The 22292-nt window shown below is 70.1% G+C and carries 16 protein-coding genes and 2 pseudogenes; 9 read left to right on the forward strand and 9 right to left on the reverse strand.

Annotated elements, in window-relative coordinates; all coding sequences use genetic code 11:
- Positions 1-7: 7 nt before the first annotated feature.
- Entirely contained in the window at positions 8-2521 is a 2514-nt protein-coding gene (locus tag ACIRB1_RS26440) for a DUF3516 domain-containing protein (RefSeq protein ID WP_352179343.1), read from the reverse strand.
- Between the two features lie 145 nt (positions 2522-2666).
- Here ACIRB1_RS26440 and ACIRB1_RS26445 point away from each other — a divergent pair, with 145 nt between their 5' ends.
- Positions 2667-3461, forward strand: a complete 795-nt coding sequence (locus ACIRB1_RS26445; RefSeq protein WP_352179342.1) for a metal-dependent hydrolase — start codon at positions 2667-2669, stop codon at positions 3459-3461.
- A 71-nt stretch (positions 3462-3532) separates the two neighbouring features.
- Here the strand turns inward: ACIRB1_RS26445 and ACIRB1_RS26450 are convergent, their stop codons facing one another.
- The 4 genes from ACIRB1_RS26450 to ACIRB1_RS26465 all read right to left on the reverse strand — a co-directional run bounded on the left by ACIRB1_RS26450 (position 3533) and on the right by ACIRB1_RS26465 (position 8558).
- Positions 3533-3829 (reverse strand): type B 50S ribosomal protein L31, encoded by a 297-nt coding sequence (locus tag ACIRB1_RS26450; protein ID WP_403467221.1) that lies wholly within the window; start codon positions 3827-3829, stop codon positions 3533-3535.
- A 48-nt stretch (positions 3830-3877) separates the two neighbouring features.
- On the reverse strand, positions 3878-4354 hold the full coding sequence (locus ACIRB1_RS26455; protein ID WP_352179340.1) for a DUF5709 domain-containing protein: 477 nt from the start codon (positions 4352-4354) through the stop codon (positions 3878-3880).
- Between the two features lie 365 nt (positions 4355-4719).
- A complete protein-coding gene (locus ACIRB1_RS26460; protein WP_403467222.1) occupies positions 4720-6501 on the reverse strand; it encodes an ABC transporter ATP-binding protein in 1782 nt (593 codons plus the stop codon).
- A complete protein-coding gene (locus ACIRB1_RS26465) occupies positions 6498-8558 on the reverse strand; it encodes an ABC transporter ATP-binding protein (protein WP_352179338.1) in 2061 nt (686 codons plus the stop codon). The genes ACIRB1_RS26460 and ACIRB1_RS26465 overlap by 4 nt, the downstream gene beginning before the upstream one ends.
- 226 nt (positions 8559-8784) lie before the next feature.
- On the opposite strand from ACIRB1_RS26465, the gene ACIRB1_RS26470 reads away from it, so the two are divergent.
- The 3 genes from ACIRB1_RS26470 (at position 8785) to ACIRB1_RS26480 (ending at position 12834) form a co-directional block, all read left to right on the forward strand.
- A complete protein-coding gene (locus ACIRB1_RS26470; protein ID WP_403467223.1) occupies positions 8785-9540 on the forward strand; it encodes a L,D-transpeptidase family protein in 756 nt (251 codons plus the stop codon).
- Positions 9541-9550: 10 nt separating this feature from the next.
- The gene (locus tag ACIRB1_RS26475) at positions 9551-11275 is read left to right on the forward strand and encodes a peptide-N4-asparagine amidase (RefSeq protein ID WP_403467224.1); all 1725 of its coding nucleotides are present in this window, start codon (positions 9551-9553) and stop codon (positions 11273-11275) included.
- Between the two features lie 176 nt (positions 11276-11451).
- Entirely contained in the window at positions 11452-12834 is a 1383-nt protein-coding gene (locus ACIRB1_RS26480; RefSeq protein ID WP_403467225.1) for a cation:dicarboxylate symporter family transporter, read from the forward strand.
- 133 nt (positions 12835-12967) lie between these two features.
- On the opposite strand, the gene ACIRB1_RS26485 is transcribed toward ACIRB1_RS26480, so the two are convergent.
- Complete coding sequence (locus tag ACIRB1_RS26485) at positions 12968-13831, reverse strand: SDR family NAD(P)-dependent oxidoreductase (protein WP_403467226.1); 864 nt, start codon at positions 13829-13831, stop codon at positions 12968-12970.
- A gap of 59 nt (positions 13832-13890) precedes the next feature.
- Between ACIRB1_RS26485 and ACIRB1_RS26490 the strand changes: the two genes are divergently transcribed.
- The gene (locus tag ACIRB1_RS26490) at positions 13891-14556 is read left to right on the forward strand and encodes a TetR/AcrR family transcriptional regulator (protein ID WP_403467227.1); all 666 of its coding nucleotides are present in this window, start codon (positions 13891-13893) and stop codon (positions 14554-14556) included.
- Here ACIRB1_RS26490 and ACIRB1_RS26495 read toward each other — a convergent pair.
- Complete coding sequence (locus ACIRB1_RS26495; protein ID WP_352179332.1) at positions 14522-15544, reverse strand: DJ-1/PfpI family protein; 1023 nt, start codon at positions 15542-15544, stop codon at positions 14522-14524. The two genes, ACIRB1_RS26490 and ACIRB1_RS26495, sit on opposite strands and share 35 nt — an antisense overlap.
- Before the next feature lie 257 nt (positions 15545-15801).
- Between ACIRB1_RS26495 and ACIRB1_RS26500 the strand changes: the two genes are divergently transcribed.
- Together ACIRB1_RS26500 and ACIRB1_RS26505 are read left to right on the forward strand one after the other, a co-directional pair.
- Complete coding sequence (locus ACIRB1_RS26500; RefSeq protein WP_352179331.1) at positions 15802-16440, forward strand: HD domain-containing protein; 639 nt, start codon at positions 15802-15804, stop codon at positions 16438-16440.
- A 930-nt stretch (positions 16441-17370) separates the two neighbouring features.
- Entirely contained in the window at positions 17371-17580 is a 210-nt protein-coding gene (locus ACIRB1_RS26505) for a hypothetical protein (RefSeq protein WP_352179330.1), read from the forward strand.
- Here ACIRB1_RS26505 and ACIRB1_RS26510 read toward each other — a convergent pair.
- Together ACIRB1_RS26510 and ACIRB1_RS26515 are read right to left on the reverse strand one after the other, a co-directional pair.
- Positions 17581-18387, reverse strand: a pseudogene (locus ACIRB1_RS26510) (IS5 family transposase).
- 466 nt (positions 18388-18853) lie between these two features.
- Positions 18854-19303: pseudogene (locus ACIRB1_RS26515) on the reverse strand (MarR family winged helix-turn-helix transcriptional regulator); the annotation flags it as partial.
- A 130-nt stretch (positions 19304-19433) separates the two neighbouring features.
- Here ACIRB1_RS26515 and ACIRB1_RS26520 point away from each other — a divergent pair.
- Both ACIRB1_RS26520 and mltG read left to right on the forward strand, forming a co-directional pair.
- On the forward strand, positions 19434-21236 hold the full coding sequence (locus ACIRB1_RS26520; RefSeq protein ID WP_352179329.1) for an ABC transporter ATP-binding protein: 1803 nt from the start codon (positions 19434-19436) through the stop codon (positions 21234-21236).
- A 43-nt stretch (positions 21237-21279) separates the two neighbouring features.
- Entirely contained in the window at positions 21280-22122 is an 843-nt protein-coding gene (gene mltG, locus ACIRB1_RS26525) for an endolytic transglycosylase MltG (protein ID WP_352179328.1), read from the forward strand.
- The last annotated feature ends 170 nt before the right edge of the window (positions 22123-22292 follow it).

Raw genomic sequence — 22292 nt, forward strand, 5'->3', positions numbered from 1 at the left:
CCTGTGCTCACAGCTGGCCGACGTCGGTGACACGGACGACCGCACGGCCCTCCGTGTCGGAGGCCGCGAGATCGATCTCCGCGCTGATGCCCCAGTCATGATCGCCGTTCGGGTCGGCGAAAATCTGCCGAACGCGCCACAGGCCGTGCTGCGGCTCCTCCTCGATGAGCAGGAGCTTGGGCCCGCGGGCGTCGGGGCCCGTGCCGAGGTCCTCGTACTCGTCCCAGTACTTGTCCATGGCCTCACCCCAGGCGTCCGCGTCCCAGCCGGACTCGGCGTCCATCTCGCCCAGCTCGTCGACGTTGTCGAGGGCGGCGAGTTCGACGCGGCGGAACATGGCGTTGCGCACCAGGACCCGGAAGGCGCGCGCGTTCGCGGTGACCGGCTTGACCTGGTCGGCCTTCTCCTGGGCCTCCTCGGCGGTCATCTCCGCCGGGTTGGCCAGCTGCTCCCACTCGTCCAGCAGGCTGGAGTCGACCTGGCGCACCATCTCGCCCAGCCAGGCGATCAGATCCTCCAGGTCCTCGGACTTGAGGTCGTCCGGGACGGTGTGGTCGAGGGCCTTGAAGGCGCCGGCGAGGTAGCGCAGCACGATGCCCTCGGTGCGGGCCAACTCGTAGTAGGAGGTCAACTCCGTGAAGGACATGGCCCGTTCGTACATGTCGCGGATCACGGACTTCGGCGACAGCGGGTGGTCACCGACCCACGGGTGGCTCTTGCGGTACGTGTCGTAGGCGTGGAAGAGCAGCTCCTCCAGCGGCTTGGGGTAGCTGACGTCCTGGAGCCGCTCCATGCGGTCCTCGTACTCGACGCCGTCCGCCTTCATCGCGGCCACGGCCTCGCCACGCGCCTTGTTCTGCTGGGCAGCGAGGATCTGGCGCGGGTCGTCCAGCGTGGACTCGACGACGGACACCATGTCCAGCGCGTACGACGGGGACTCGGGGTCCAGCAGTTCGAACGCGGCGAGGGCGAAGGTCGACAGCGGCTGGTTCAGGGCGAAGTCCTGCTGCAGGTCGACCGTGAGGCGCACGATGCGGCCCTCGGCGTCCGGGGTGTCGAGTTTCTCGACGATGCCGCCGTCCAGCAGCGAGCGGTAGATCGCGATCGCGCGCCGGATGTGCCGCAGCTGCTGCTTGCGCGGCTCGTGGTTGTCCTCCAGGAGATGCCGCATCGCGTCGAAGGCGTTGCCGGGGCGGGCGATCACCGACAGCAGCATCGTGTGCGTGACGCGGAAGCGGGAGGTGAGCGGCTCCGGCTCGGAGGTGATGAGCTTCTCGAAGGTGCCCTCCGTCCACCCCACGAAGCCCTCGGGCGCCTTCTTGCGGACGACCTTCCGGCGCTTCTTCGGGTCGTCACCCGCCTTGGCGAGCGCCTTCTCGTTCTCGACCACGTGCTCGGGCGCCTGGGCGACCACGAGCCCCGCCGTGTCGAAGCCGGCGCGTCCGGCGCGGCCCGCGATCTGGTGGAACTCACGGGCACGCAGCGTGCGCACCCGGATGCCGTCGTACTTGGCGAGCGCCGTGAACAGCACCGTGCGGATGGGCACGTTGACGCCCACCCCGAGCGTGTCCGTACCGCAGATCACCTTCAACAGGCCCGCCTGTGCGAGCTTTTCCACCAGCCGCCGGTACTTGGGCAGCATGCCGGCGTGGTGGACGCCGATGCCGTGCCGTACGTAGCGGGACAGATTGCGGCCGAACTTGGTGGTGAAGCGGAAGTTGCCGATCAGCTCGGCGATCTGGTCCTTCTCCTCGCGCGAGCACATGTTGATGCTCATCAGCGCCTGCGCCCGCTCCACGGCCTGCGCCTGTGTGAAGTGCACGATGTAGACCGGCGCCTGCCTGGTCTCCAGCAACTCGGTCAGTGTCTCGGTGAGCGGGGTCAGCTTGTACTCGTAGGACAGCGGCACCGGCCGGGTCGCCGAGCGGACCACCGACGTGGGGCGCCCGGTGCGCCGGGTGAGGTCCTTCTCGAACATCGCGACGTCGCCGAGCGTGGCCGACATCAGGATGAACTGCGCCTGCGGCAGCTCCAGGATCGGGATCTGCCAGGCCCAGCCGCGGTCCGCCTCGGCGTAGAAGTGGAACTCGTCCATGACGACCTGACCGACGTCCGCGTGCTTGCCGTCGCGCAGCGCGATCGACGCGAGGACCTCGGCGGTGCAGCAGATGATGGGCGCGTCCGAGTTGACGGACGCGTCGCCGGTCAGCATGCCGACGTTCTCGGTGCCGAACATCTTGCACAGCTCGAAGAACTTCTCCGAGACCAGCGCCTTGATCGGGGCGGTGTAGAAGGTGACCTCGTCCCGGGCGAGCGCGGCGAAGTGCGCACCGGCGGCGATCATGCTCTTGCCGGAGCCGGTGGGCGTCGACACGATCACGTTCGCACCGGAGACCACCTCGATCAGCGCCTCCTCCTGATGGGGGTAGAGCGTGAGACCGCGCTCCCGGGCCCACGACTCGAAGGCTTCGTAGAGGGCGTCGGGATCTGCGGTCGGCGGCAACTGGTCGATGAGGGTCACGACCCCATCTTGCCTGTCCGCCCGGCCGATGGGGGAATCGGCTGCGAGGACGAAGATCGCTACCGCTACGCTGTGTCGCCGACGGAGTGTCAGGGCGCCCGAGCAACTGACCGGCGGCGTAAGAGGAATGGGGCGGGGAACGGCCATGATGGGACCAGCACACTCACTGTCGGGAGCGGCGGCCTGGCTAGGCGTCGGAGCCGCGACCGCGGCAGCCGGGCACCCGATGCCCTGGCCGGTGATCCTGGTCGGTGCCCTGATCTGTGCCGGTGCCGCGCTCGCCCCGGACCTCGACCACAAGGCGGCCACCATCTCGCGGGCCTTCGGACCTCTCTCCCGGGGCCTGTGCGAGATCGTCGACAAGCTCTCCTACGCCGTCTACAAGGGCACCAGGAAGCAGGGCGACCCGCGTCGCTCCGGTGGGCACCGCACCCTCACGCACACCTGGCTGTGGGCGGTCCTGATCGGGGCGGGCAGCTCGGCGGTGGCGCTGGTGGGCGGTCGCTGGGGCGTGCTGGCGATCCTCTTCGTGCACATGGTGCTGGCCATCGAGGGTCTGCTGTGGCGAGCGGCCCGCGGCTCCAGCAGCGACGTCCTGGTGTGGCTGCTGGCAGCGACCAGCGCGTGGATCCTCGCCGGCGTGCTGGACAAGCCGGGCAACGGTTCGAACTGGCTGTTCACGGAGCCGCACCAGCAGTACCTGTGGCTGGGCCTGCCGATCGTGCTGGGTGCGCTGGTGCACGACATCGGGGACGCGCTGACCGTGTCCGGCTGCCCGATCCTGTGGCCGATCCCGTTGGGACGCAAGCGCTGGTACCCGATCGGGCCGCCGAAGGTGATGCGGTTCCGCGCGGGCAGCTGGGTCGAGCTGAAGGTGCTGATGCCGGTGTTCATACTCCTCGGGGGAGTGGGCTGCGCGGCGGCGCTCAACGTGATCTGAGGCCCGGCTTCAGTCCCGGGGCCGGCGCTCGTGCACACACCACCCGCGCCGGCTCACGTCCCCGTGACGGCTCACGCCCCGCCGGAACCACCGGGGCCACCGGAACCGTCGGAGCTCTCGCCCGCCCCGCCGCCGTAGCGCCGCTCGAACTGGGCGATGCGGCCCTCCGTGTCCACCGTCCGCGCCTTGCCGGTGTAGAAGGGGTGGCTCTCCGAGGAGATCTCCACGTCCACGACCGGGTAGGTCTGGCCGTCGTCCCACTCGATGGTCCGCTCGCTGGTCGCGGTGGACCGGGTCAGGAAGGCGTATCCGGCGGCGCGGTCCCGGAAGACCACGGGGTGGTAGTCAGGCTGCTTGTCCTGCTGCATGGCTGCTCCTCCTGCGGTGGTGCGATGGACGGCGAAGGGGCGGCGAGGTCAGCCGTAGAGGGAGTCCTCGTCCTCGTCGACGATGTGCATCGCGGCCTCCTCGGCGGACGCGGCGGCACCGTCGATGCCCACGTCGGTGGCGACCAGGGCGCTCTCCTCGTCCTCGTGCGCACCTTCGTCCGGCGCCACGAGCCGGCCCGAGCGGGTGTCGCCGACCTCGATGTCGAGGAGTTCGCCATCGGTGTCCTCGGAGTCGCCGATGCCGTCGCCGTCGGACATCGCGAGGTCCGGGATCTCCTCGGCGAGGCGCTGGTCAAGGGTCTCCCCGTGCTCGCGCCCGGCGGCCGTGACGTCGTCGCGTTCCACCGCCCAAGGGCGCTCCGGCGGGGACCAGCCGCGGTCGAGGGGGTCCTCGACACCGTCGGCCACCAGGGTGTCCTCACCGTCGAGCAGACCCGCGTCGTCCTGTACCTCGGACCCGTCGGGCTGGTAGACGTCGTCTCCCCATCCGTCGGCGCTGTTCACGGATACCTCCAGGTGATGGGGACCGCCCCGTTCTCCCCCACCCTTCCACCCCTCCTTCCCCCCGCGCAACGGCACGCATCCGCCCCGGCACGCCAAGACGCCCCAAAAGGGGCGCGGGGAACGGCGCGCCCGGCCCCCACCAACCGGCAGATCAGTCACAACCTCTCCGACCGGCCCCCACCGACCGACAGATCAGCCACAGCCCCTCCGATCAGCCCCCCACCGGCCCACAGGTCCGCCGAACCCCCGACCGGCTCCCTCACCGGCCCGCACCCCAGTCCCGGTCGACCAGCGGAGCTACCCGCACGCCGCTCCCGGTCGACCAGCGGAGCCACCCGCACCCCACTCCCGCTCAACCAGCGGAGCTACCCGTGCCACGACCGCCAAAGCGCCGCATACGCCCCCTCCGCCGCCACGAGTTCGTCATGGCTGCCCAGCTCACTGATCCGCCCGTCCTCGACGACGGCGATGACGTCCGCGTCATGGGCGGTGTGCAGCCGGTGCGCGATCGCGACGACCGTGCGGCCGTCGAGGACGCGGGCCAGGGACCGTTCGAGATGACGAGCCGCACGCGGATCGAGCAGCGAGGTCGCCTCGTCGAGGACCAGCGTGTGCGGATCGGCCAGCACCAGCCGGGCCAGCGCGATCTGCTGGGCCTGGGCCGGGGTCAGCACGAGCCCGCCCGAGCCGACCTCGGTGTCCAGGCCGTCGTCCAGCACCCGCGCCCACCCGTCCGCGTCGACCGCACCCAGCGCCCCCCACAGCTCCGCGTCCCCCGCGTCGGTCCGGGCGAGCAGGAGGTTGTCGCGCAGGGAACCCACGAAGACGTGGTGCTCCTGGTTGACGAGGGCCACATGGGAGCGGACGTGTTCCGCGGTCATCAGGGAGAGTTCGGCGCCGCCGAGGGTGATCCGGCCGTCCCGGGGCGCGTAGATGCCCGCGAGCAGCCTGCCCAGGGTGGACTTGCCCGCGCCCGAAGGGCCGACCAGGGCCAGCCGGGTGCCGGGCGCGACCTCCAGGGACACCTTGCGGAGCACGTCGACGCCCTCCAGGTAACCGAAATGCACCCGGTCCGCGTGCACGTCCCGGCCCTCGGGCGACAGCGCGGCGTCCCCGGCGTCGGGCTCGATGTCGCGGACGCCGACCAGCCGGGCCAGCGAGACCTGGGCGACCTGGAGCTCGTCGTACCAGCGCAGGATCAGGTTCACCGGGTCGACGAGCATCTGCGCGATCAGGGCACCCGTGGTCAGTTCGCCCACCCCGATCCAGCCCTTCAGGACGAACGCCCCGCCGAGCATCAGCACCGAGCAGAGCACGGTGACGTGCGTGGCGTTGATGACCGGGAAGAGCACGGACCGCAGCCAGAGGGTGTAGTTCTCCCAGGCGGTCCACTCCTTGACGCGGCGCTCGGAGAGGGCGATGCGCCGGTCGCCGAGACGGTGCGCCTCGACGGTGCGTCCGGCGTCCACGGTCTCGGCGAGGGCCGCGGCCACGGCGGCGTACCCGGCGGCCTCGGAGCGGTAGCCGGCCGGTGCGCGCTTGAAGTACCAGCGGCAGCCGATCACCAGCACCGGCACCGCGATCAGCACGGCTGGGGCCAGCGGCGGCACGGTGACGACCAGTCCACCGAGCAGCAGCGCCGCCCACACCACGCCGATGGCCAGTTGCGGTACGGCCTCGCGCATCGCGTTGGCGAGCCGGTCGATGTCGGTGGTGATACGGGACAGGAGGTCACCGGTGCCCGCCCGCTCCAGGACGCCCGGGGGCAGTCCGACCGACCGTACGAGGAAGTCCTCGCGCAGGTCGGCCAGCATCCGTTCGCCGAGCATCGCGCCGCGCAGCCGCACCTGCCGGATGAACACGGCCTGGACGGCGAGCGCGACCACGAACACCCCGACGGTCAGGCCGAGATGAAGCTCCCGCGCCCCGTCCGACACCCGCTCGACGAGGTCGCCGAGGAGGTAGGGGCCGACCATCGAGGCGATGACGGCGACCGTGTTCACGGTGACGAGGAGGAGGAAGGCACGGCGGTGCCGTTGGAACAGTTCGGACACGTAGGCGCGTACGGTCGCGGGGGCGCCGACCGGCAGGGTGCTCGCCGTGGTCGGGGCCGCCGGGTCGTAGGCCGGGGGCGCCACGCCGATCATGCGCTTTCCTCGATTTCTTCCAGTGCGCTCCGCAGAGCGGCTTCGTCGTCCAGGTCGTTGTCGTCGCCCAGGGCGTCGCGGAGCGGAGCTTCACGGTCGTCCGAGGCGCCCCGATGAGAAGCAGCCTCGCCGTTGTCCGAGGTGCCGCGCCGCAGAGCCTCGCCGTTGCCCGAGACGCCCCGGCGCGGACCCTCGCCATCGCCCAAGGCGCCTTGGAGCGGCGCATTCCCGTCGCCCGAAGCACCCCGAAGAGGAGCCTCGTCATGGTCCGACTCGCCCCGCAGGGAACTCTTTTCACCGTCCAGGTCGCCACGCGAAGCCGTCTCGTCCTCCGTCTCGCGCGTGACCACCACCCGGTACCGAGGTTCGCGCCGGAGCAGGTCGCGGTGTGTGCCGACCGCGACCGCCTTGCCCTCGTGGACGAGCACGACGCGGTCCGCGTGGTCCAGGAGCAGGGGCGAGGAGGTGAACACCACGGTGGTCCGACCGGTCCTCAGCTCCCGTACGCCGTCGGCGATCCGGGCCTCGGTGTGGGAGTCGACGGCGGAGGTCGGTTCGTCCAGGACGAGGACCTCCGGGTCCGTGATCAACGACCGTGCCAGGGCGAGCCGTTGGCGCTGGCCGCCGGAGAGGGAGCGTCCGCGTTCGGTGATGCGGGCGTCCATCGGGTCGTCGGCGCCGAGCGAACCCTGCGCGAGCGCCACCAGCACATCCCCGCACTGCGCGGCGGCCAGGGCCTCCTCCGCGCCGACCGCACCCGATGCGGGCACGTCGAGGAGTTCACGCAGCGAACCGGACAGCAGCACCGGGTCCTTGTCCTGGACGAGGACGGCGGTGCGGGCCGAGTCGAGGGGTAGCTCGTCGAGCGGTACGCCGTCCAGGAGCACGGAGGTGCCCGCCTCGGCGGGGTGTCCGCCGAGTCGTTCCGCCAGCCGGCCGGCCGCGTCCGGGTCGCCGCACACCACGGCGGTGAGCAGGCCGGAGGGGGCGAGCAGCCCGGTGTCGGGGTCGAACAGATCCCCGCTCGGCACCTCGGCGGCGCGCGTGCCCACGGTGTCGGTGACCCGTTCCAGGGACAGCACGCGTGCGGCGCGCCTGGCCGAGGGCCGGGAGAAGGAGTACGCCATGGCGATCTCCTCGAAGTGCCGCAGCGGATAGGACATGATCATCACCGCGCTGTAGACGGTGACGAGTTCGCCCACGGTGATCCGGCCCTGGCGGGCCAGGTGCACCCCGTACCAGACGACCGCGATCAGCAGCAGGCCCGGCATCAGCACCTGGATCGCGGAGATGACCGCCCACATCCGGGCGCTGCGCACGGCCGCGTGGCGGACCTCCTGGGAGGCGCGGCGGTAGCGGTCGAGGAACAGTTCCTCACCGCCGATGCCGCGCAGCACCCGCAGTCCGGCGACGGTGTCGGAGGCCAGCTCGGTGGCGCGGCCCGCCTTCTCGCGCTGCACGTCGGCGCGCCGGGTGGCGCGGGGCAGCAGCGGCAGCACGGAGACCGCGAGCACGGGCACACCGATGGCGACGACGACACCGAGCGCGGGCTCGTACAGGTACAGGCCCACGCACGCGATGACGATGGTCAGCGCGGCGGCCAGGAAGCGGGAGAGCGCCTCGACGAACCAGCCGATCTTCTCGACGTCACCGGTGGACACGGCCACCACCTCGCCGGCCGCGACCCGCCGGGTCAGGGCCGAGCCGAGGTGGGCGGCCTGGCGGGCCAGCAGCTGCTGGACGCGGGCGGCGGCGGTGATCCAGTTGGTGACGGCGGCCCGGTGCAGGAAGGTGTCGCCCACGGCGATGCCCGCCCCGCACAGCACCAGGAGGCCGCCGGTCAGGGCCAGCCGGTTCCCGGAGCGGTCGACCACGGCCTGCACGGCGAACCCCACACAGAACGGCAGCGCGGAGACCGACACGAAGTGCAGCAGCCCCCAGGCCAGCGATCTGAACTGTCCACCGAGCTGATTCCGGCCGAGCCACCACAGGAATCGGGGCCCCGAGCGCGCGTCGGGCACACCCGGGTCGGGATACGGAAGGTCTTGAATCTGCATGACGTCCCAGTGGATCTTGTTCAGGCGGGAAGGGGATGAGGGAACGGGGGAGCGCGGCGACACACCGCGAGCGGAGTACGGCAACAAACCGTGAAAGGTTCGCGTCGCAGCGTGCTCGGAAGCAAGCGGTTTTCCTTGCCGGGGGTCAGAACCGGCGTTCACCCATCAGGGGTGAGATGTCCGTGACCTCACGTGATGGCATGGAATGCGGTGTGACCATGGCCCGATGCAGAGTGGCGGCACACGACGTGCGACGGTCGCGATGGCGGCTCTCGGTTCCCTCCTGACGATGACGACCCTGTCCGCGTGCGGCAGCGCGCACACCGGACACCCCGGCGGCAAGGAAGGAGGACCCGGCGCTCAGGCGACCCACCCGAGACCGGTCGTCACCCCCTCCGCGCCGACCCGCATCCCGGATGTGGGCGACCGGCTCCAGCGCGCCATTCCCACCGACACGACCCAGGTCCTCGCGGTGTACGGCGATGGCAAGGACTCCCCGAACTCCACCGCCGTCCTGTTCACCAAGAGCGGCTCGACCTGGGAGCGGATCGCCGACTGGCCCACGCACAACGGCAAGCGGGGCTGGACCACCGACCACCATCTCGGCGACGAGCGCAGCCCGGTCGGCGTGTTCACGCTGACCGCGGCGGGCGGTGTCCTCGACGATCCGGGCACGGCGCTGCCGTACACCCAGGACGAGTCGTTCGAGGCGCCGCGCGACTGGGACGAGTCGCACTGGCACGACTTCGACTACGTCATCGCCATCGACTACAACCGCGTCCCGGGCACCCCGCCCGACGACGCGGCGCAGCCCATGGGCGAGGACAAGGGTGGCGGGATCTGGCTGCACCTGGACCACGGCGGCGGTACGTCGGCCTGCGTCAGCATGTCCAAGGACGCGATGGAGTACCTGCTGCGGACCCTCGAACCGGCCCGGCATCCCGTGGTGCTGATGGGGGACAGGGTGGACCTCAAGGGGTAGAACACCGCCCATGAGAAGCCGGATAGTCATGTCCATGCTCGCCGGGGGAACCCTCCTGGCGAGCACCCTCCTCGCAGCGAGCCCGGCCCAAGCGGCCATAGCGAAAGCCCACGTGCCGGCCGCGCGAGCCCACGTGCCCGCCGTGCAAGCCCAAGTGCGTTCCTCGCAGGCCCAGTTGACCGCATTGACGGCGCACACGGTCACCGCGGAACCCCAAGTCGCGGACGTACCGGCCGAGTTCGGCACCGACTGGCACGACCCCCTCACCGCCGCCCCGCCCATCGCCAGACCCGCGACAAAGTCCTGCCAAGTCACCCTCGCCGACACCGAGTTCCGCGACTTCACCCCGTACAAGGGGACGTACACCCCGCCCAAGGCCTGCGGTGACCGCTGGAGCAAGGTCGTCCTGAGACTGGACGGGACGGTCGCCGGACGGCAATACGACCGGCTCGGCTATCTGCACGTCGGAGGTGTCGAGATCCTCCGTACTTCCACCCCCGAGCCCTCGCCCGACGGCATCAAGTGGTCCGTGGAGAAGGACGTCACGCGGTACAGCGCCACCTTCCGCAGCACGCAGGACGTCGAGATGCTCATCGGCAACGTCGTCGACAGCACCTACACCGGAGTCATCGGCGTCAAGGCCACGCTGACGTTCTACGAGGGCAGACCCCCGGCCGCACAAACTCCCGACCGCGTCCTCACCCTCGCCACCGACGCGACGCTCACCACCCCGCGCAACACCGAACGCATCGTCGCCGAGGTCTACGCCACCGGATCCGGCGGCGGCTGCGAGGAGTTCTGGTATCTCGCGGTGCCCGGCTCGGCGCCGTACTCCTGCCAGGCCGACAAGGGCCCCTACCGCGAGGTGCAGATCAAGGTCGACGGCCAACTCGCGGGAATCGCCGCCCCGTTCCCGAACGTGTGGACCGGCGGCTGGTCAAATCCCTTTCTCTGGTACGTCGTTCCGGCGCCGCGCGCCTTCGACGTGAAGCCGATCGAATACGACCTCACCCCCTTCGCAGGGCTGCTTAACGACGGCCGTCCCCACCACATCGACGTCTCCGTCGTCGGCGTGCCCGAGGGGCAGAGCGGGTGGAGCGCGCCGGTGAACGTGCTCGTCTGGCAGGACGCGCGGCGCGCCCACGTCCCCGGGAAGCTCGCCCTCGACAAGGCCGGTGAACTCGCCAACTCCTCGACGTACACGCCCGGTTCGGAGGAGCGCGTGGACACCGACGCGGGCCATCGGCTGACCACCGCCGGGTACGTCGACACCTCGCACGGGCGGGTGCGGACCACCGTCGACCGGACGCTCGCGAACACCTCCGTGCACCGCTGGATCGACGGCGAGAACATGGACGGCCTCGACGCGACCTGGACGGACGACGAGTCGGTGACCGTAGACGGGCGGGGGCCGGCGCGGACGACGGCCACGCACCGGACGTACACGATGAACGGCGCGACGACGATCGGGACGGACGACCGGCTGCGTACCGTACTCACGCTCGGCGACCGGGCGGCGGTCGTCGACACGCGCGACGGGCGGCGGACCGGGTGGTCGCGGCTCGACGACACCTACCGCGGGGACGCGACGTACACGCTGAACGTGCCGCGCGACCAGCGGCACGCGGTCGGGACGTCGAGTGAGCGCTATCGGCTGTACGGCTCGGGCGGTTGCTACGACCGTTCGCTGGCGACCGCGCAGGGGGTGCTCACCGAGGACCGCAGCGGCTGCTGACCTGCTGTGCGTGCGATGCGTCACTCGGGTGCGTGATTTACACGGCCGTCACACGGAGGTTTTCCGGACGATCAACAACGGCTTCAGAGTGTCCAGTCGGAAGCCGCTTTCCGCATCGCAGAAGTCGCCCCCTCATTCGACATCCGCGAGCGACCGTCCCCCCTCAAGGAGTGCCCGTGCCGCCGTCCGTCCCGCCCCTGCCGCGACGCGTCGCACGCATACTGCGTACCTCACTCTTCGCGCAGGTCGCCTGCGCGCTCGTCCTCGGCATCCTCGTCGGGAAGCTCTGGCCCGACGTGGCCACGGACCTCCAGCCCCTCGGCGACGGGTTCACCCGGCTCATCAAGACGATCATCTCGCCGCTCGTGTTCTGCGTGGTCGTCGTCGGCATCGCCAAGGCCGGTGACCTCAAGGCCTTCGGCCGGATCGGCCTCAAGGCGCTGATCTGGTTCGAGGTCGCGAGCACCGCCGCGCTGATCATCGGGCTCGTCCTCGCCAACGTGGTCCGGCCCGGTTCCGGGATGCACGTCGACCCGGCCACCCTCAACACCTCGGCGGTGGACGCGAAGACGGGCGGCGCCGCGCTGCCCTCGACGACCGAGTTCATCGTCAACTCGCTGCCCACCAGCTTCATCGGGGCCTTCGCCGAGAACTCGCTCCTCCAAGTCCTCATCCTGGCCTGCCTGGTGGGCGCCGCGCTGCTCCACCTCGGCCACACCAAGGTGCCGCAGGTGCTGCCCGCGATCGAACAGGCCCAGGAGATCATCTTCGCGATCGTCGGCTTCGTCATGCGCCTCGCACCGCTCGCCGTGTTCGGCGCGATGGCCGTCCTGGTCGGCCAGTACGGCCTCGGCGTCATGAAGACCTACGCCAAACTGATCATCCTCTGCTACGTCGCCGCCGCGCTCTTCCTCGCGCTGCTCGCCGTCGCGCTACGACTGGTCACCGGGCTCAGCCTCTGGAAGTTCCTCCGGTACATCCGGGAGGAGATGCTCCTCGCGCTCGGCACCGCCTCCACCGAGTCCGTCATGCCGCGCGTGATGCAGAAGCTGCGCAAGGCAGGCGCCCGGGACGACGCGGTGGGCCTGGTGCTGCCCACCGGCTACTCCTTCAACCTCGACGGCGCCTCCCTCTACCTCTCCATCGGCACGCTGTTCATCGCCCAGGCCGTCGGCGTCGACCTCAGCCTCGGCCAGCAGATCACCGTCGTCCTGGTGCTCATGCTCACCAGCAAGGGCATGGCAGGCATCCCCGGCTCGGCCTTCCTCGCCCTGTCCGCGACCGCGTCCTCGCTGGGCGCGATCCCGGCCGGCGCGGTCGCCCTGCTCCTCGGCGTGGACCGCATCATGGACTCGATGCGCGTCGTCACCAACCTCCTCGGCAACTGCGTCGCCGTCTTCGCGGTGTCCCGCTGGGAGGGCGCCCTGGACATCGAGCGGGCCAAGAAGGTCCTCGACGGCGAGTTCACGGACGCGGCGGAGGAGACCGCGGGCGACGACCAGGACGAGGCGAGGGTCCCCGCGCAGCTCGTCAAGGAGACTGCCTCAGAGGCCGGTTGAGGTTGATCGCGGCGGGCCGTGACTCCTGATCCGTCCGTACGGCGGGGGAGTGGCGGCCCGCTGTCCGTCGGCCCGCCTGTCCGTCGATACGGCGGCGGGGGAGCCGCCCCCGTTTCTCCGTCGGTACGGTGTCCTACGCGTCGATGTCCGGGAGGCCGACCGGGTACTCCTGGCCGAAGTCGGCCGAGCGGCTGACCGCCTCCCAGGTGGCCGCCTCCACGAGTTGGCCGCGAGAGTAGGCCTGCGCCATCTCGACGGCGTCGGCGCCCAGGAGAAGATGCGAGGGAAGCTTCGGCTCCTTGACGATGCGGACCAGGATCTCGCCGGCGCGCTTCGGGTCGCCGGCGGCGGTCACGGGGCCGTCGAAGAGGCGGACGAGCGCGCCCACGGTCTCGTCGTAGTCGGCCGGGACCTCCGGGATCCGCATCGACGAGCCGGCCCAGTCAGTGGCGAACCCGGCCGGTTCCACGACCAGGTACCTGATGCCGAACGGCGCGGTCTCGGCCGCGAGGACACGGGTGAAGCCGTCGACCGCGAACTTCGCCGCCTGGTACGACCCGAGCCCGGGCGTCCCCCCGACCCGGCCGCCGATGGACGAGAACTGTACGACGGTGCCCGCGCCCTGCGCCTTGAGGATCGGGAGCGCGGCCGTCGAGACGTTGTAGACGCCCCAGAAGTTCGTGTCGAACTGTCGGCGGAAGTCGTCCTCGGGTGTCGTCCCGACCGGCGAGACGTTGCCGTACCCGGCGTTGTTGACGACCACGTCGATCCGGCCGAAGCGGTCAACTCCCGCTTGCAGGGCTGCTGTTGCCGCCGACCGGTCGGTGACGTCGAGCGCGACGGGGAGCACGCGGTCGCCGTACTCCTTGACGAGATCGTCCAGCTGCTCCGGCCTGCGGGCCGAGGCGACGACCTGGTCGCCCGCTTCCAGAGCGGCGACGGCGAGATTGCGGCCGAAACCGCGGGACGAACCGGTGATGAACCATGTCTGAGTCATGGTGCTAGCAAAACACTGTTTCGTTATTAGTGCAACCGGGTTGCGCTATGCTCTGGGTCATGAGCACGCCCGTTCCCCAACGCGCCCGCAGTGCGGCGGCCAAGCAGCAGCGCGAGCAGGCGATCCTCGACGCCGCCCGGTCCCTCGGCGCCGAGCGCAGCGTGCGCGAGGTCACGCTCACGGACATCGCCGCCGCCGTGGGTATGCACAAGTCCGCCATGCTGCGGTACTTCGAGACCCGGGAGCAGATTTTCCTCGCGCTGACCGCCGAGGGCTGGCGCGAGTGGTCGGCCGAACTGCGCGCGCGGACCGGGGAGTTCACCGACGGTGACCCTGAGGCAGTCGCCGCCGTCATCGCGCGCTCGCTGGTCGCCCGGCCGCTCTTCTGCGACCTGCTCGCTCAGGCGCCGCTGAACCTGGAGCGCAATGTCTCGCTGGAGGCGGCGTACGCGTTCAAGACCGTCGCGCTCGGCGAAGTCGCCGCGCTGACAACGGAGTTGTGCCGACTGTTCGCGATCAGTGAGCGGGCGGCCGTCGATGTGATCGCCACGGCTACCAGCATGGCCGGAGCGCTGTGGCAGATGGCGGCTCCGGGTACGCGACTCCGTGAACTGTACGAAGCCCGGCCCGAGTTGGCGCACGCGCTGGTCGACGTCGAGCCCCAACTGACGCGCATCCTGGCCGCGTTGCTCACGGGGCTGTGCGCTGCGCCGGCGGATCGCTAGGGGCGCCGCTCACGGCGCCGGTGTCTGGAGCCTGGTGCCGAGTGCTGGCGAAACGGCTGCGGTAGTGCGTCGGTGTGGTGTCCAAGTGGCGGGCGAAGGCGCGGCGGAGGGTCTCGTCGGTGCCGAGGCCGCTGTGGTGGGCGGCGGAGGTGACGCTGTGGCCTTCGAGGAGGAGGTGCTGGGCGCGGTCGAGCCGGACGCGTTCGACCCAGCGGGCGGGTGTGGTGCCGAGTTCGGTGCGGAAGAGACGGGTCAGATGCCGGGGGCTGACGGCGACGGCCGCCGCCATCGTGGGCAGGCTGTGATCGGCGGCCGGGTCGGCCAGCACCGATGCGATCAGGGACCGTAGCGGATCGGTGCGCGGTGGTGGAGTGGTCGTCGCGGTGGAGAACTGCGACTGTCCGCCCGGGCGTTGCATGAAGACGACCAGTTCGCGCGCGATGTCCCGGGCCACGTCCGCTCCGTGGTTCTCCTCGACGAGGAAGAGCGCCAGGTCGATGCCGGCGCTGATGCCCGCGGACGTCACGAAGCGCCCGTCCCGGATGTGGATGGCGTCCGGCTCGACCCGCACCAGGGGGTAACGGCGGGCGAGCGTCGCGGCCTGCCGCCAGTGCGTGGTGGCCAACCTGCCGTCCAGCAGGCCGAGTTCGGCGAGGACGAAGGCGCCGGTGCAGACGGACGTGACGCGGGTGGCGCGCTCGGTGAGGGCGCGGGTCGCGGTCAACAGGGCTTCTTCGAGGGGCTGTTGGGCCAGACTGTCGCCTCCGGCGACCACGACCGTGTCGACCGGACCGGCGTCGGCCGCGGTCACCGTGCCGGTCAGGGTCAGTCCGTTGGCGGCGGTGACGGTGCCGCCGTGGGGGGAGACCAGCACGAGTTCGTAGGGGTGGCCGAGCTTGCCGGACTGGTGCAGGACCTCGGCGGGGCCGCTGACGTCGAGCATGGTGACGCCGTCGAAGACGATGAAGGCGACGCGGTGTGTCGTCATGCCGGGAGGCAGGTCGCCTGGGGTGACGCGCAGGGGAGTGTCCGGAGGCGGGTGTGGGGTCGCGTGCGGATCTGCGAAGGGAGCCGTGGGTGGAGGCATGTCCGAATCTGTGGTCTTCCTGGCTGTGAGGACATGGCTCCAGCGTACGCCGACGACGAGAGTGGAAGGACAGGACATCGAGCCGGACGACGCCGCCGAGCCGTGGGCAACGGCATCGGGTCGTGCGGCACCGAGGAGACCGAGGAGAAGGAAGAACGATGAGTGAAGTGATCGCAGGTGTGGAGATCCCGGACACCGCCCTGGCGCGGGAGGCGACCGAGCTGGTGCGGGAGGCCGCGTCGCCGTTGCTGTTCGACCACTCCCGGCGGGTGTTCCTCTGGGGAGCCCTGCGCGGCCGTGATCAGGGCCTCGACTACGACCCCGAACTGCTCTACGTCGCCGCGATGTTCCACGACCTCGGGCTCACCGAGAAGTACCGCCGCACCGACCAGCGCTTCGAGATCGACGGCGCCGACGAGGCCCGCCGCTTCCTGCACGCCCACGGCATCACAGGCGAACCGGCCGACCGGGTCTGGGCGAGCATCGCGCTGCACACCACGCAGGAGATCCCGCTGCACATGTCCGCCGAGATCGCCCTCGTCAACCGGGGCGTGGGACTGGACGTCGTAGGCATCGGCTACGACGCCGTCACCGACGAACAGCGCGCGGCCGTCGTGGCGGCACACCCACGCCCCGACTTCAAGAACGGCATCCTCGCCGCGTTCACCGAGGGCATCAAGGACCGACCCGAGACCACGTTCGGCAATATCAAGGCGGATGTGCTGGAGCACTTTGTGCCGGGGTTTGTGCGGGGGGATTTCGTTGAGCGGATCAAGGGGTCGGCCTGGGGGGAGTGAGGGGTGGGGGTTTGTGGGCCTTGGTGCGGGGTGCGGGGTGCGGGGTGCGGGGTGCGGGGTGCGGTGGTGCGGTGAGGCGTCGGGCTGCGGGGGTGCCGGGTGACGTGGCTATTGGGTGGCCGGGTTGGGTGGCCGGGCGATGGGACGCAGGGGGGCAGCCCGGCACTGGGTCGGTAAGTCGGCGAGCCGGTGGCTCAGCGGGTCGGGCAGGTCAGCGGGTCGGGGCTCCAACGCGTCGATGAATCCCGGGTCGGCCGGTCGGTGGGCCGAGGAGGCCAGGGGAGCGGTAGGCCTGCGGGGTGGGCACCTGGCCGTCAGGTCATGGAGGCTGGCGGGTGCGCAGGTCACCGGAGGTCGGTGGGTCGTTGACGAGCGGGGCGATCAGCCGGTCGGTCGGTGGGGCAAGTAAGCCTGATGGAAGTGGGTTGGTCGGCAGGCATGAGGGGCAGCCGGCTGGCGGGTCAAGTCGCCCTGGGGTCAACTGAGTTCACTGGTCAACAGGCCAGCTGGGCCGCTCGCTAGCGGGTCAAGTGGTCCTGCGAGAAGGCGGGTTGGTTGGTCATCGTGTGGGCCGGTCGGCGGATCGAGAAGGCCAGGATCGAGAAGGCCGGTGGATCGTTGGGCCCGTGGGGCAGCCGGTCATCAGGTCGCGGAGGTCAGCGGGTTGCTGGGCCAGCTTGCCGGTGAACCAAGGAGTTCAGCGGCTCAAGCAGACCCGCGAAGCGATGGATCGGCTGGTCAGTTGGTCAGCAATCGGCTGGTCGGCAGGTTAAGACGTTGTTTCTCTTGGCCTGCTGATCACGGTTGGTGTCGTGCGGCAGGTGTCCTGGAAGCACGCGGAGTGGCAGCATCGCGTCGTCATTGCTGGCGTCAGAGAAGGGTGAAGTCGTGCTTCGGGGAGATGGCGTAGTCCGTGCTCTTCTGGCGGCGGTGGCGACCCTGGAGGATCTCGTCCAGGTCGGACCGGACTCGCAGATGGCCTTGAGCGCCCTGGAAGAGATCGGCTTTGAGCTCAGCGAGATGGACTCGGAGGAGACCCGGTGGTTCTTCGAGGTGCTTGAGCGTGTCGCCGCAGCGGAGCGGGACCGTGCCGCCTGGATCCGGGACGTTCCGAGTGCGCTGGGCGTTGAGCGGCTCTGATCAGGCAGCGGCCAGACGCCGGAAGCAGATGACGGCGGAGGCTATGCCTACGAAGCCGAGGAAATGCTCGGACTCGCGCTCATAGCGGCGGTGGAGCCGTCGGCAACCGGCCGGCCAGGACACCGTCCGCTCGACCACCCACCGGTGGCGGCCCAGGCGAACGGAGGGCTCGATCCCGCGGCGCTGTCCGGTGCTGGATCCCTCGGCCTCGGAGCCATCGGCGCAGGTAGTCGTAGTCGTATCCCTTGTCGGCGTGCAGCGTGCCCGGTCGTCGCCGGCGTGGTCCCCGCCGGGAAAGGACCGGTGGGATTCCCCGAAGGAGCGGCAGGGCCAGGCTGTCGTGGGTGTTGGCGGCTGGGATGCCGAGCGGGATCGGTAGACCGTTACGGTCGCAGATCAGGTGGATCTTCGATCCCTTCTTGCCCCGGTCGGTCGGATTCGGTCCGGTCAGGTGCCCCCTTGGGTGGCGCGGATGCTCACCGAGTCGATCGCGCACCGGGACCGGTCGAGCCCTCCGTGACTGCCGAGCTCGTCCAGGATCACTCGGTGCAGCCGTGCCCGGACACGGCCCTGGCTCCACTGGGCGAAGCGGTGGTACACGGTCTGCCGGCACGGCCCGGACACCGGCGGCAACTGCCGCCAGGTGCAGCCCGAGGTGGCTACGAAGACGATCGCGGCGAGCGTCTCCCGGTCCTCGGCACGACGCCGACCACCTCCCTGAGGGCGCCGGACGACCGTCTCCGGAACCACCCGCCGGGACAACTCCCGCAACTCGTCAGGCACCAGACGCTCAGCAAGACCCTCCACACCAAGTCCAACGCCTCAGCCAACCAAAGGAAGCGACGTTCAAGGGGCCCAGCGAATCGGCTGATTGGCGGGTTAAGGGCCGCGCGAATCAGCGGACCCGCGTTGCCCCCGCCCGGTAGGCCGCAGAGGTCATCGGCCCGGTGGCGTAGCCGGTCGGCGGACGAAGGAGCCAGGCAGGTGGGTGGGTTGGTGGGCCAACGAGTCAACTAGGTGTGCGGAACGGCGCGTTAGCGGGTCGGCAGGCCAGTCGACTGGTCGGCCAGTCGGTCAAGCAGCCCCTCGCGGCAACGGCTCGGCAGTCCCACAGGCACCCGCGTCAGCAGGTCCCCCCAAGCCCATTCCCCTCGCGCGCTTCACGCCCCGCGCGCCCCTCATGCCCCGCACGCTCTCCATGCCCCTCGAACTCCCCGTGCTCCCCGTGACCCCCAGGCCCACCACGCTCTCCGTGCCGCCCGTGCTCCCCATCCCCCACCCGCTCTCCCGCCGCCCCATCCACCAACGTATCCAGCAACGTCCGCAACACCGCCCGCTCCACATCCGTCAGCGGCGCCAGGATCTCGTCCGCCGCGCTCCGCCTGGCACCCCGCAGCTCGCGCAGCGCCCCGCGGCCGTCGTCCGTGATCTCGATGCGGATCACCCGGCGGTTCGACGGATCGGGCACCCGCCGCACCTTGCCGCTCGCCTCCAGGCCGTCGACCAGGGTCGTCACCGCGCGAGGCACCACCTCCAGCCGCTCGGCGAGGTCGGCCATGCGCGGTGGGGAGTCGAAGTGCGCGAGGGTGCGCAGCAGCCGCGACTGGGCGGGGGTGATGCCGAGGTCGCGCTGCTCCAGATGGTGCTTCTGGATGCGGTGCACCCGGCGGGTGAGCCGCAGCAACTGCTCCGCGAGCAGGCCGTCGGAATCGGGGGTGGTCATGCGGGAACAATATCAGGACCTTGTTCATTGTGAGTATAGGTAACAATGAGCTATGCTCCACCAAGTCTCATTGCTCCATGAGCTTTGAGCGCTTGACCAGTCCTGATCGCCTCACCCTCCGTAGGAGACCATGCCCCGCGACGAAATCAACTGGACACCGTCCCCCGGCACCTCGACCGACCAACCCCGGCAGGTGCGCCGCATCCTCCGGCTCTTCAAGCCCTACCGCGCCCGGCTCGCAGTCGTCGGCCTCCTGGTCGGCGCCGCGTCCCTGGTCACCGTGGCCACCCCGTTCCTCCTCAAGGCGACACTCGACACCGCCATCCCGCAGGGCCGCACCGGACTGCTGAGCCTGCTCGCGCTCGGCATGATCCTGAGCGCCGTCCTGACCAGCATCTTCGGCGTGCTACAGACCCTGATCTCCACGACGGTCGGCCAGCGCGTCATGCACGACCTGCGCACAGCGGTCTACGGCCGCCTCCAGCGCATGTCGCTCGCCTTCTTCACCCGGACCCGCACCGGCGAGGTTCAGTCCCGCATAGCCAACGACATCGGCGGCATGCAGGCCACCGTCACCTCCACGGCCACCTCCCTGGTCTCGAACCTCACCAGCGTGGTCGCCACGATCGTCGCGATGATCGCCCTGGACTGGCGCCTGACCGTCGTCTCCCTGCTGCTGCTCCCGGTCTTCGTGTGGATAAGCCGCCGCGTCGGCAACGAACGCAAGAAGATCGCCACCCAGCGCCAGCGCCAGATGGCGGAGATGGCCGCCACGGTCACCGAGTCGCTGTCCGTCAGCGGCATCCTGCTCGGCCGCACGATGGGCCGGTCGGACTCGCTCACCCGCTCCTTCTCCGAGGAGTCCGAGGGCCTGGTCGACCTCGAGATCCGGTCGAACATGGCCGGCCGCTGGCGCATGGCCGTCATCTCGATCGTCATGGCCGCGATGCCCGCCGTCATCTACTGGACGGCCGGCATGACCCTGCACCTGGGCGGCCCAGGCGCCTCGATCGGCACGATCGTCGCCTTCGTCTCGCTCCAGCAGGGCCTGTTCCGCCCGGCCGTCAGCCTGCTGTCGACCGGCGTCCAGATCCAGACCTCGCTGGCGCTCTTCGCCCGCATCTTCGAGTACCTCGACCTGCCGATCGACATCACCGAGCGCGAGAACCCGGTCCACCTCGACACCATCAAGGGCGAAGTCCGCTTCGAGGACGTCGAGTTCCACTACGACGACAAGAGCGGCCCGATCCTCGACGGCATCGACATATCCGTCCCCGCGGGCAACAGCCTCGCGATCGTCGGCCCCACCGGCGCCGGAAAGTCGACCCTCGGCTATCTCGTGCCCCGGCTCTACGACGTGACGGGCGGTCGGGTCACCCTGGACGGGGTCGACGTCCGCGACCTGGACTTCGACACCCTCGCGCGTGCCGTCGGGGTCGTCTCCCAGGAGACGTACCTCTTCCACGCGACGGTCGCCGACAACCTCCGCTTCGCCAAGCCGGATGCCACCGACGAGGAGCTGTACACGGCGGCGCGCGCCGCGCAGATCCACGAGCACATCGCGGGCCTGCCCGACGGGTACGACACGGTCGTGGGCGAGCGCGGTCACCGGTTCTCCGGCGGCGAGAAGCAGCGCCTGGCCATCGCCCGCACCATCCTGCGCGACCCGCCGGTCCTCATCCTGGACGAGGCGACCAGCGCGCTGGACAACCGCACCGAGGCCGCCGTCCAGGACGCCATCGACGCCCTGTCGGCCAACCGCACCACCCTCACGATCGCGCACCGGCTGTCCACCATCCGCAGTGCCGACCAGATCGTGGTGCTCGACTCCGGGCAGGTCGCGGAGCGGGGTACGCACGAGGAACTGCTCGATCAGGACGGACGGTACGCGGCGCTCGTACGCCGGGATGCCCAACTGGAACCGACAAGCTGAAGATATGCCGGTTTTGTGACCATATGCGGGTTACCGTGCCCGCATGCAGATGAACACTCCGCCACGGAGCACGATTCGACTGACCCGCAGGGGCCGGGTCGCCCTCATCGCGACGGGGGCCGTCGTGGCCGGCACCGCCGTGGCGGTGCCGCTGCTGAGCCTGGAGAGCGAGGGGGACACCCGTCCGACGTCCCTGGTGATCCCGGAGGGCTGGCGTTCGGGGCAGATCTACGAAGCCGTGGACAAGGCCCTCGCGCTGCCGGTCGGCAGCACGAAGAAGTCGATCGCGAAGGCCGGCCTGAAGCTGCCGAACGACGCGGAGGGCAACCCCGAGGGCTATCTCTTCCCGGCGACGTATCCGCTGGAGAAGAGGTCGACGCCCGCGTCACTGCTGGCGTTCATGGTCAACACCGCCAACCAGAAGTTCAACGGCGCCCCGGTCGCCGCCGGTGCCCAGCGCAACGCGATGAACGTCTACCAGGCCGTCACCATCGCGAGCATCGTGCAGGCCGAGGCGGACACGAAGGCCGACATGGGGAAGGTGGCCCGGGTCATCTTCAACCGGCTGGAGCGGGGGATGCCGTTGCAGATGGACTCCACCATCAACTACGCGCTGAACCGCGCCACGTTGAAGACGTCCTCGACCGACACCCGGGTCGAGAGCCCGTACAACTCGTACCAGCGCATGGGCCTGCCGCCCACCCCCATCGACAACCCGGGCGAGGACGCGATGCGCGCCGCGATCAACCCACCCCCGGGCGACTGGCTCTACTTCGTCACCGTCAAGCCCGGCGACACCCGCTTCACAGCCAACTACGAAGAGCACCAGCGCAATGTCGCGGAGTTCAACGCGGCCCAGAAGTCCAGCACCCAGCCCAAGAAGTGACCACCACATACGGCATCAGGCGACCCCCGCCACTCTGACGGGAAGTCGTTTGATGCCGGGCACGACGACGAGCCCTGCCCGACTGGCGCGTTGTGCGTGTCGCGCGTGTAGTTCGGCAAGGAGGCAAGACCCGGTCGGTTGGCGCTTGCCGGGCGATACACAGCCCACAG

Origin of the sequence: Streptomyces sp. NPDC096013 (assembly GCF_044763565.1) — a bacterium.
GTDB lineage: Bacteria > Actinomycetota > Actinomycetes > Streptomycetales > Streptomycetaceae > Streptomyces.

Coding starts and splice junctions, on each gene's coding strand:
- ACIRB1_RS26445 (WP_352179342.1), top strand. CDS start 2,667: ATGATGGGACCAGCACACTCACTGTCGGGAGCGGCGGCCTGGCTAGGC.
- ACIRB1_RS26450 (WP_403467221.1), bottom strand. CDS start 3,829: ATGCAGCAGGACAAGCAGCCTGACTACCACCCCGTGGTCTTCCGGGAC.
- ACIRB1_RS26460 (WP_403467222.1), bottom strand. CDS start 6,501: ATGATCGGCGTGGCGCCCCCGGCCTACGACCCGGCGGCCCCGACCACG.
- ACIRB1_RS26465 (WP_352179338.1), bottom strand. CDS start 8,558: ATGCAGATTCAAGACCTTCCGTATCCCGACCCGGGTGTGCCCGACGCG.
- ACIRB1_RS26470 (WP_403467223.1), top strand. CDS start 8,785: ATGCAGAGTGGCGGCACACGACGTGCGACGGTCGCGATGGCGGCTCTC.
- ACIRB1_RS26475 (WP_403467224.1), top strand. CDS start 9,551: ATGAGAAGCCGGATAGTCATGTCCATGCTCGCCGGGGGAACCCTCCTG.
- ACIRB1_RS26485 (WP_403467226.1), bottom strand. CDS start 13,831: ATGACTCAGACATGGTTCATCACCGGTTCGTCCCGCGGTTTCGGCCGC.
- ACIRB1_RS26490 (WP_403467227.1), top strand. CDS start 13,891: ATGAGCACGCCCGTTCCCCAACGCGCCCGCAGTGCGGCGGCCAAGCAG.
- ACIRB1_RS26495 (WP_352179332.1), bottom strand. CDS start 15,544: ATGACGACACACCGCGTCGCCTTCATCGTCTTCGACGGCGTCACCATG.
- ACIRB1_RS26500 (WP_352179331.1), top strand. CDS start 15,802: ATGAGTGAAGTGATCGCAGGTGTGGAGATCCCGGACACCGCCCTGGCG.
- ACIRB1_RS26520 (WP_352179329.1), top strand. CDS start 19,434: ATGCCCCGCGACGAAATCAACTGGACACCGTCCCCCGGCACCTCGACC.
- mltG (WP_352179328.1), top strand. CDS start 21,280: ATGCAGATGAACACTCCGCCACGGAGCACGATTCGACTGACCCGCAGG.